A 7,919-nucleotide genomic window follows, 5' to 3' on the forward strand; every position below is an offset into this window, starting at 1 on the left:
CCCGGGGAGTCTGTGACACCCCCCCCCCCCCACACCTCTCGCGCGCACCATCCCCGCGGCGCGGGCGCGCCGCCCCCCCCCCGGCCCCCCCCCCCCTGACCAGGCGTCAGCGCGTGGTGAGTTGCTCGGCCAGGGCGCGCAGGGCCAGCTCGTACGAGCCGAGCCCGAATCCCGCGATGGTGCCGGAGGCCACCGCGGCGATCACCGAGGTGTGCCGGAAGGTCTCCCGGGCGTACGGGTTGGAGATGTGCACCTCGATCAGCGGCGCGGTGCGCTGCGAGGCGGCGTCCCGCATCGCGTACGAGTAGTGCGTGAACGCGCCCGGGTTGATCACCACGGGCACCTTGCCGTCGGCCGCCTCGTGCAGCCACTCCACCATCTGCTGCTCGGAGTTGGTCTCGTGCACCTCGACCTCGAAGCCGAACTCCTTGCCGAGCGCGGTGCAGCGCTCGACCAGCCCGGCGTAGGAGGTGGCGCCGTAGACGTCCGGCTCGCGGCTGCCGAGCCGTCCGAGGTTGGGGCCGTTGAGCACCATGACCCTGGTCACGCCGAGACCTCCGCGTAGGCGGCGACCAGCAGGGACGGGTCGGGACCCTCCAGGACGGAGGTCTTGCCGAGGCCGTCCAGGACGATGAAGCGGATCAGGTCGCCGCGCGACTTCTTGTCGATCTTCATGGCGTCCAGCAGCTTCGGCCAGGCGTCCGCCTGGTAGCGCAGCGGCAGCCCGACGGAGGCCAGCACGGTGCGGTGCCGGTCGGCCGTCTCGTCGTCCAACCGGCCTGCCAGGCGGCCGAGTTCGGCGGCGAAGACCATGCCGATGGAGATCGCGGCGCCGTGCCGCCACTTGTAGCGCTCGTTGCGCTCGATGGCGTGGCCGAGGGTGTGGCCGTAGTTGAGGATCTCGCGCCGGCCGGACTCCTTGAGGTCCCCGGAGACCACGTCGGCCTTGACCTGGATGGCGCGGCGGATCAGCTCGACGGTGTGCCGGCCGTCCGGGGTCTTGGCGCCCTCCGGGTCGGCCTCGATCAGGTCGAGGATGGCCGGGTCGGCGATGAAGCCGCACTTGATGACCTCGGCGAGGCCGGAGACGTAGTCGTGCTTGGGCACGGTCGCCAGGGTGTCGAGGTCGGCCAGCACGCCCACCGGCGGGTGGAAGGCGCCGACCATGTTCTTGCCCTCGGCGATGTTGATGCCGGTCTTGCCGCCGACGGCCGCGTCGACCATGCCGAGCAGCGTGGTGGGCATGGAGATCCAGCGGACGCCGCGCAGCCAGGTGGCGGCGACGAAGCCGGCCAGGTCGGTGGTGGCGCCGCCGCCGAGGCCGACGACGACGTCGCTGCGGGTGAAGCCGGTCTGCCCGAGCACCGACCAGCAGTACGCGGCGACCTCGGCGCTCTTGGCGTCCTCGGCGTTGGGCACCTGCAGCGCGATCGCCTCGTAGCCCTCGCCGAGCAGGTCCTCGCGGATGGCGTCGGCGGTGGCGGCCAGCGCCTCGGGGTGGATGATCGCGACCCGCTTGGCGCGGGTGCCGATCAGCGGCGCCAGCTCGCCGAGCAGCTGGTGCCCGATCAGCACGTCGTACGGGTCGTGGCCGGCGCTGCCGCCGACGTGAATCCTGACGATGGGGTCAGTCATGGGGGGTCTTCAGCTCCAGTGCTTCCAGTACGGCGTCCGCGACCTGCTCGGGGGTGCGGCCGGCGGTGTCGACGACGGCGGTGGCCACCTCCAGGTAGAGGGGCCGGCGGGCCTCCATCAGCTCGCGCCAGCGGGCCCGCGGGTTGATGGCCAGCAGCGGGCGCGGGGCGTCCAGGCCGACCCGCTTGACCGCGTCCGCCAGCGGGACCTCCAGGAAGACGACCGGCAGTTCGCGCAGCAGGGCGCGGGTGGCCTCGGCCATCACCGCGCCGCCGCCGAGCGCCAGGACGCCGTCGTGCTCCGTGGCGCCCGTGCGCACGGCCCGGACCTCCAGCTCGCGGAAGTGCGGCTCGCCCTCGTCGATGAAGATCTCCGGGATGGGCTTGCCGGCCAACGCCTCGATGTCGGCGTCGGTGTCCCGGAAGCCGACGCCCAGGCGCTCGGCCAGGGCCCGCCCGACGGTGGACTTGCCACTGCCGGGCGGGCCGACCAGCACAACGACCGGAACGGTCATCGGATGATCAGGTTGTCGAGGTAGCCCTGCACGTTGCGGCGGGTCTCGGAGACGTGGTCACCGCCGAACTTCTCGCTCACCGCGTCGGCCAGCACCAGCGCGACCATCGCCTCGGCGACGATCCCGGCGGCCGGCACGGCACAGACGTCCGAGCGCTGGTGGTGCGCCTTGGCCGGCTCGCCGGTGCGCACGTCCAGGGTCTGCAGCGCCCGCGGCACGGTGGCGATCGGCTTCATGGCGGCACGCACCCGCAGCACCTCGCCGGTGGTCAGGCCGCCCTCGGTGCCGCCGGAGCGGCCGGAGGTGCGCTTGACGCCCTCGGGGGTCGGGACGATCTCGTCGTGCGCCTGCGAGCCGGGCACCCGGGCCAGCTCGAAGCCGTCGCCGACCTCGACGCCCTTGATCGCCTGGATGCCCATCAGCGCGGCGGCCAGCCGGGCGTCCAGCCGGCGGTCCCAGTGCACGTGCGAGCCCAGACCCACCGGCACGCCGTACGCGAGCACCTCGACCACGCCGCCGAGGGTGTCGCCGTCCTTGTGGGCCTGGTCGATCTCGGCGACCATCGCCTTCGACGCGTCGGCGTCCAGGCAGCGGACCGGGTCGGCGTCCAGCCGCGCCTCGTCCGAGGGCAGCGGCAGCACACCGGCCGGGGCCTTGGCGGCGGCCAGCTCGACCACGTGGCTGACGATCTCGATCCCGCAGGTCGCCTTCAGGTACGCGCGGGCGACGGCACCGAGCGCGACCCGGGCGGCCGTCTCACGGGCGCTGGCGCGCTCCAGGATCGGACGGGCCTCGTCGATCGAGTACTTCTGCATGCCAGCCAGGTCGGCGTGGCCGGGGCGGGGGCGGGTGAGCGCCTCGTTGCGGGCCAGACCGGCCAGCACCTCGGGGTCGACCGGGTCGGCCGACATGACCTGCTCCCACTTCGGCCACTCGGTGTTGCCGACCATGACCGCCACCGGGCTGCCCATGGTCTCGCCGTGCCGGACGCCGCCGAGGAACGTCACCTCGTCCTGCTCGAACTTCATCCGTGCGCCGCGACCGTAACCGAGCCGGCGGCGCGCCAGCGCGTCGGCCACCACCGCGGTGGTGACCGGTACACCGGCGGGCAGGCCCTCCAGCGTCGCGACGAGTGCGGGGCCGTGCGACTCCCCCGCCGTCAGCCAGCGCAACGTACCCAACGGAGCTCCTTCATCAGCGGACCGGCCACGGCACCTGCCGGGGCCCGCCCGGGCGTGCCTTTTCCCCTGAATCCTTTCACGTCCCGGCGGCACCCGGAGGCCCAGTCCGCGTGACGGACGGTGGTCGGTCAGTCGGCGGGACGGTGGTCGGCACGATTCCGGCCAGCCGGCCGGGCGGTGGCCGGCGCGATCCGGCCACCGGCGCGGGCTCAGCGCCCGGCGAGGGCCTTCTCGCCCGCCTCGCGCATCGCCGCCAGCGGCCCCGGCGCCCGCCCGGTGAAGGCCTCGCTCTGCAGCACCGCCTGGTGCACCAGCAGGTCCAGCCCGCCCAGGACGGTCGCCCCGCGCGCGGCGCAGGCGGCGGCCAGCGCCGTCGGCCACGGGTGGTACAGCACGTCGAACAGCGCCCCCGGCGCGGCGGGCAGCGCCCCGGCGAAGGCGTCGGTCGCACCGACCGGCGTGGTCGAGACGGTCAGCGGCCGAGCCAGCGCCTGCGCGCCGAGCTCCCAGTCGGCGGTGCGCACGGCGACGCCCAGCCGCTCGCCCAGCTCGGCCATCTCCCGGGCCCGCTCCGCGCTGCGCACGTAGACGGTCACCTCGCCGGTGCAGACCTGGGCCAGCGCCGCCAGCGCCGAGGAGGCGGTGGCCCCGGCACCCAGCACGGCCGCGGCCGGCACCTCGGTGATGCCGCGCTCGCGCAGCGCGTTCACCAGCCCGGGGACGTCGGTGTTGTCCCCGGTGCGCCGCCCGTCGGCGGTGAACACCACGGTGTTCACCGCGTCCACCGCACGGGCCGTCGCGCTGACCTCGTCCAGCAGCGGGATGATCGCCCGCTTCAGCGGCATGGTCAGCGACAGCCCGGCCCACTCGGCCTCGTCCAGCCCGGCGAGGAAGCCGGGCAGGCCGGCCTCGTCGACCTCGAAGCGGTCGTAGCGCCAGCCGTCCAGCCCGAGCGCCGCGAAGGCGGCCCGGTGCAGGTCCGGCGAGAGCGAGTGGGCGATCGGCGAGCCGAGGACGGCGGCCCGGTGCTTGCTGGTCAACGCTGCTCCTCCGTGAACGGCGGTGCGGTGGCGGCTACTTGGTGGTGCAGTGGAGACCGACCTTGTCGAAGCCCTGGCCCGCCGCCCGGCAGTACGCCTCGACGTTGGCGGCGTGCTCCTTGTCCGTGTCGGCGAAGAGGGTGTTGGACGGGGACATCGCGATGAAGTACAGCCACTTGCCGTCCGCCGGGTTGAGCACCGCCTTGAGCGCGTCGTCGCCGGGGTTGGAGATCGGCGTCGGCGGCAGGCCCGGGTTGATGTAGGTGTTGTACTTGTTGGACCCGTCGTTGATGTCCTTCTTGTCCAGGTCCTTGCGGCCCAGCGAGTACTGCAGCGTGGTGTCCATGCCGAGCGTGTGGCGCACGGCATCGCTCGCCAGCCGGTTCTGGATGGTCCTGGCCATCTTGGCGAAGTCGTCGACCTTGTTGCCCTCGCGCTGCAGGATGCTCGCCTCGATGACCACCTCGTACGCGTTCTTGAGGCCGACCTTGGACGCGTCGGCGTCCAGGGTCGCGTACTTGTCGGTGGCGTTCTTCACCATCTGCTTGAGCAGGTCCTCGGGCTTCATGCCGTCGGCGATGTTGTACCGGGTCGGCCAGAGGAAGCCCTCGACGTTGCCGTTCGCGTACGCCGGCAGGCCGAGACTGCCGACCTGGGCCTTGGCGACACCCGCCGTGGTGCCCTGCGGCAGCTTCAGCTTCCCGTCGATCAGGGTGTAGATGTCGGCGGCGGTCTTGCCCTCGGGGATGACCAGCGCCGCACCGCCGGCCCCGTTGAGCAGTTCGCTCAGCGCGGTGGCAGCCGGCAGCTCCTTCTTCAGCGAGTAGAAGCCTGGCTGGACATTCTTGCACTTCGGCTCGGCGTCGCAGGCCTTGCTGAAGGCGTCGACGCTCTTGACCACGCCGGCGCTCTTCAGCGCCAGGCCGATCTGACCGCCGACCGCACCCGACTTGACCTCGACCTGGACGGGGCTGCCGCCCTCGCCCGTGAAGTCCGGCGGCGGGCCGAAGTGGTCCTGGTAGAAGCCGTAGCCCCACCAGCCGGCCCCGCCCAGGGCGCCGACCAGCACCAGCGCGACCAGCAGGCAGGCCCCGCCGTTGCGGCGGCCGGACTTCTTGCCCTTCTCCTTGCGCTTCTTCTGCGCGTCGCGGGAGGAGTCTTCCTCGCCGAGGAAGCCCTCCTGTTCGGCGTGGCCGTCCTCGTCGCGGTACTCGGCGTCCTCGTGGTGGCCGTCCTCGTGACGGCCGTCCTCCTGGAAGCCGTCCGGGTGGCCGTCCCACTCGTCGGCCTCGGGCGCGTGCCCGCCGACCGGATCGGCGCCGGCCTCCAGCGCGGCGGCCTCGGCCTCCCAGTCGATGCCGTCCGGGCCGGGGCCGCTGACGGGCGCGGCCGGCTCGGGTTCCGGCGCCGCGCGACGCCGCCGCCCGGGCTGCGCGCCCTGCTGCGGGATGCCCGGCTGCTGCTGCGCACCGGGCTGCTGAGGCTGCTGGGGCTGCTGGGGCTGCTGCGGGGACATCCCCTGCTGCTGCGCCATGCCCGGTTGCTGCTGACCGTCCGGGAACCCCTGCTGCTGGTACCCCTGCTGGGGCAGCTGCTGGTACCCCTGCGGCGCCATCTGCTGCTGTTGCTGTTGCTGCTGCGGGTACCCCTGCTGCGGCATCTGCTGCTGCGGGTAGCCCTGCTGCTGCGGCGGCATCTGCTGCTGGGGCACCTGCTGCTGCGGGTACTGCTGCTGCCCGCCCGGGAACCCCTGCTGCTGATACCCCTGCGGGTACCCCTGCTGCGGCATCTGCTGCATCTGCTGCTGCGGATACCCCTGCTGCTGCACGTCTCCGTACGGCTGCTGGGCCGGCTCGCCCTGCTGCTGGGGATACTGCTGGACCGGCTCGCCCTGCTGGGGATACTGCTGCCACTGGCCGTCCTGCTGGCCGGGGACCGGCTGCTGGCCGCCGTACCCGGGGTCACCGGGGTGCCACGGCTCAGAGCCCTGGGGGCCGTAGCCCCGACCCAGATCGGTCATTGATCCCCTTAACCGACGAAGACGGCCGGAGGATCGGACCGGCCGTCCGGGACGCGGTCCCGGCTGATTCTCGAACCGGCGTGCTAGCGCAGCGCCTGGGAGGAGACGTTACCGTACCGCACACGTGCCCCCGGCAGGGCGGACGTGCCGTCAGTGTCCGACCTCACCAGCCCGCGCCCGGCTCGGGCTCCGGCGCCGCCGGCCCGGAGTCGGGGGCCGACGCACCGGCCGAAGCCGACGACGAGGCCGAGGCGCCGGGCTTCGCCGACGCCCGGTTCGCGTTGAACTCGGCGACGTTGCGCTGCTGTACGTCGAAGCTGTCGGTGAAGCGGGTGTCCCCCGGTTTCACGGTGACGAAGTAGAGCCAGTCCCCCTGCGCCGGGTCCAGCGCCGCCGTGATCGCCTGCCGCCCCGGGTTGGAGATCGGCGTGGGCGGCAGCCCCGGGTGCAGGTAGGTGTTGTACGGGGAGTCCAGCCGGGTGTCGGTGACGGTGGTGTTCAGGGTCGACCGGCCGAGCGCGTAGTTGATCGTGGAGTCGAGCTGCAGCGGCATGCCCTTGGCCAGCCGGTTGTAGATGACCCGCGCCACCTTGCCCATGTCCTCGTTGTTGTCGGCCTCGCCCTGGACCATGCTGGCCACGGTGACCAGCCCGTACAGGCTCTGGCCGAGGTTCTGCGCGACGACGTTCGCGTCGTCCCGGCTGAACTCCTTGCCGGCCCGCTCCACCATCTGTTTCAGCAGGTCGATCGCGGTGGTTCCGTCGGTGACGCTGTACGTCGCGGGGAAGAGGTAGCCCTCGGGGCTGCCCTTGGCGAAGTCCGGCAGGCCCAGTTCGGCGCCCTGCTCCTGGGCGGTGCGCTGGGTGGTGCCCTCCGGCAGACGCAGCTTGTGGTCGATGGCCACGTAGATCTGGTAGCCGCGCCAGCCCTCGGGGATGGTCAGGCCGTTGGCGTTGGCCGGGTCGATCAGCACGGTCAGCGCGGCCGCGGCCGACATCCGCTGCTTCAGGGTGTAGGTGCCGGGCTGGATCCGCCCGGCGGCCGCGGCGCTGCCCTTGGCCGCCCGGGTGAAGGCGAGCGAGCTGGCCACCACCCCGTTGCGGACCAGGGCGGACGCGATCTGGGACAGGCCCGCGCCCTCCGGCACCGAGACCTGGACGCTGCCGGTGCCCTGCCCGTCGTAGTCGGCGGCGGCCGGGGGTTTGCGCTGCCCCTGGAACCAGGTGTACCCGGCGAGGCCCGCCCCGCCGAACACCGCGACCAGGGCGAGCGCGGTGAGCGCGCAGGCCAGTCCGTTACGCCGTCGGTGCGGATCGGGCGCATCGGAGCGCATGCGGGGCGCGCCCGGGGGCCGGCCCTCCGGTTCCAGCACCGGCGCACCCAGGTGCCCGGGCGTGAGCCCCGGGTGGAAGTCCTGGTCGGTCATGGCTCGCGTCCCCTCGGCAGTGCCGAAACGTTCGAAAGGGGTCCGTGCGGACGCGTCCGCACGGACCCCTCGACGGGTCGTTTGTTCAGGCCGGTCCGCCGAC

General features: G+C 73.0%; 8 protein-coding genes. 1 reads left to right on the forward strand and 7 read right to left on the reverse strand.

Features of this window, described 5'->3' with window-relative positions; all coding sequences use genetic code 11:
• Positions 1–106: 106 nt before the first annotated feature.
• The 6 genes from aroQ to mltG (ACFV6D_RS24145) form a co-directional block, all read right to left on the reverse strand.
• Positions 107–535 (reverse strand): type II 3-dehydroquinate dehydratase, encoded by a 429-nt coding sequence (gene aroQ / locus ACFV6D_RS24120; protein ID WP_063350970.1) that lies wholly within the window; start codon positions 533–535, stop codon positions 107–109.
• An 8-nt stretch (positions 536–543) separates the two neighbouring features.
• On the reverse strand, positions 544–1,635 hold the full coding sequence (aroB, locus tag ACFV6D_RS24125; protein WP_063346779.1) for a 3-dehydroquinate synthase: 1,092 nt from the start codon (positions 1,633–1,635) through the stop codon (positions 544–546).
• Positions 1,628–2,149: a shikimate kinase gene (locus ACFV6D_RS24130; RefSeq protein ID WP_063346780.1), complete on the reverse strand. Its 522-nt coding sequence runs from the start codon at positions 2,147–2,149 to the stop codon at positions 1,628–1,630. The genes aroB and ACFV6D_RS24130 overlap by 8 nt, the downstream gene beginning before the upstream one ends.
• On the reverse strand, positions 2,146–3,330 hold the full coding sequence (aroC, locus tag ACFV6D_RS24135; RefSeq protein ID WP_107452826.1) for a chorismate synthase: 1,185 nt from the start codon (positions 3,328–3,330) through the stop codon (positions 2,146–2,148). The genes ACFV6D_RS24130 and aroC overlap by 4 nt, the downstream gene beginning before the upstream one ends.
• A 209-nt stretch (positions 3,331–3,539) precedes the next feature.
• On the reverse strand, positions 3,540–4,370 hold the full coding sequence (locus tag ACFV6D_RS24140) for a shikimate dehydrogenase (protein WP_363372750.1): 831 nt from the start codon (positions 4,368–4,370) through the stop codon (positions 3,540–3,542).
• Positions 4,371–4,404: 34 nt separating this feature from the next.
• On the reverse strand, positions 4,405–5,904 hold the full coding sequence (mltG, locus tag ACFV6D_RS24145) for an endolytic transglycosylase MltG (protein WP_380561095.1): 1,500 nt from the start codon (positions 5,902–5,904) through the stop codon (positions 4,405–4,407).
• 6 nt (positions 5,905–5,910) lie between these two features.
• Between mltG (ACFV6D_RS24145) and ACFV6D_RS24150 the strand changes: the two genes are divergently transcribed.
• Entirely contained in the window at positions 5,911–6,393 is a 483-nt protein-coding gene (locus ACFV6D_RS24150; RefSeq protein ID WP_380561096.1) for a hypothetical protein, read from the forward strand.
• A 160-nt stretch (positions 6,394–6,553) separates the two neighbouring features.
• On the opposite strand, the gene mltG (ACFV6D_RS24155) is transcribed toward ACFV6D_RS24150, so the two are convergent.
• A complete protein-coding gene (gene mltG, locus ACFV6D_RS24155) occupies positions 6,554–7,816 on the reverse strand; it encodes an endolytic transglycosylase MltG (protein ID WP_380561097.1) in 1,263 nt (420 codons plus the stop codon).
• Between the last annotated feature and the right edge of the window lie 103 nt (positions 7,817–7,919).

It is taken from the genome of Kitasatospora sp. NPDC059812 (assembly GCF_042732075.1).
Classification (GTDB): Bacteria; Actinomycetota; Actinomycetes; order Streptomycetales; family Streptomycetaceae; genus Kitasatospora.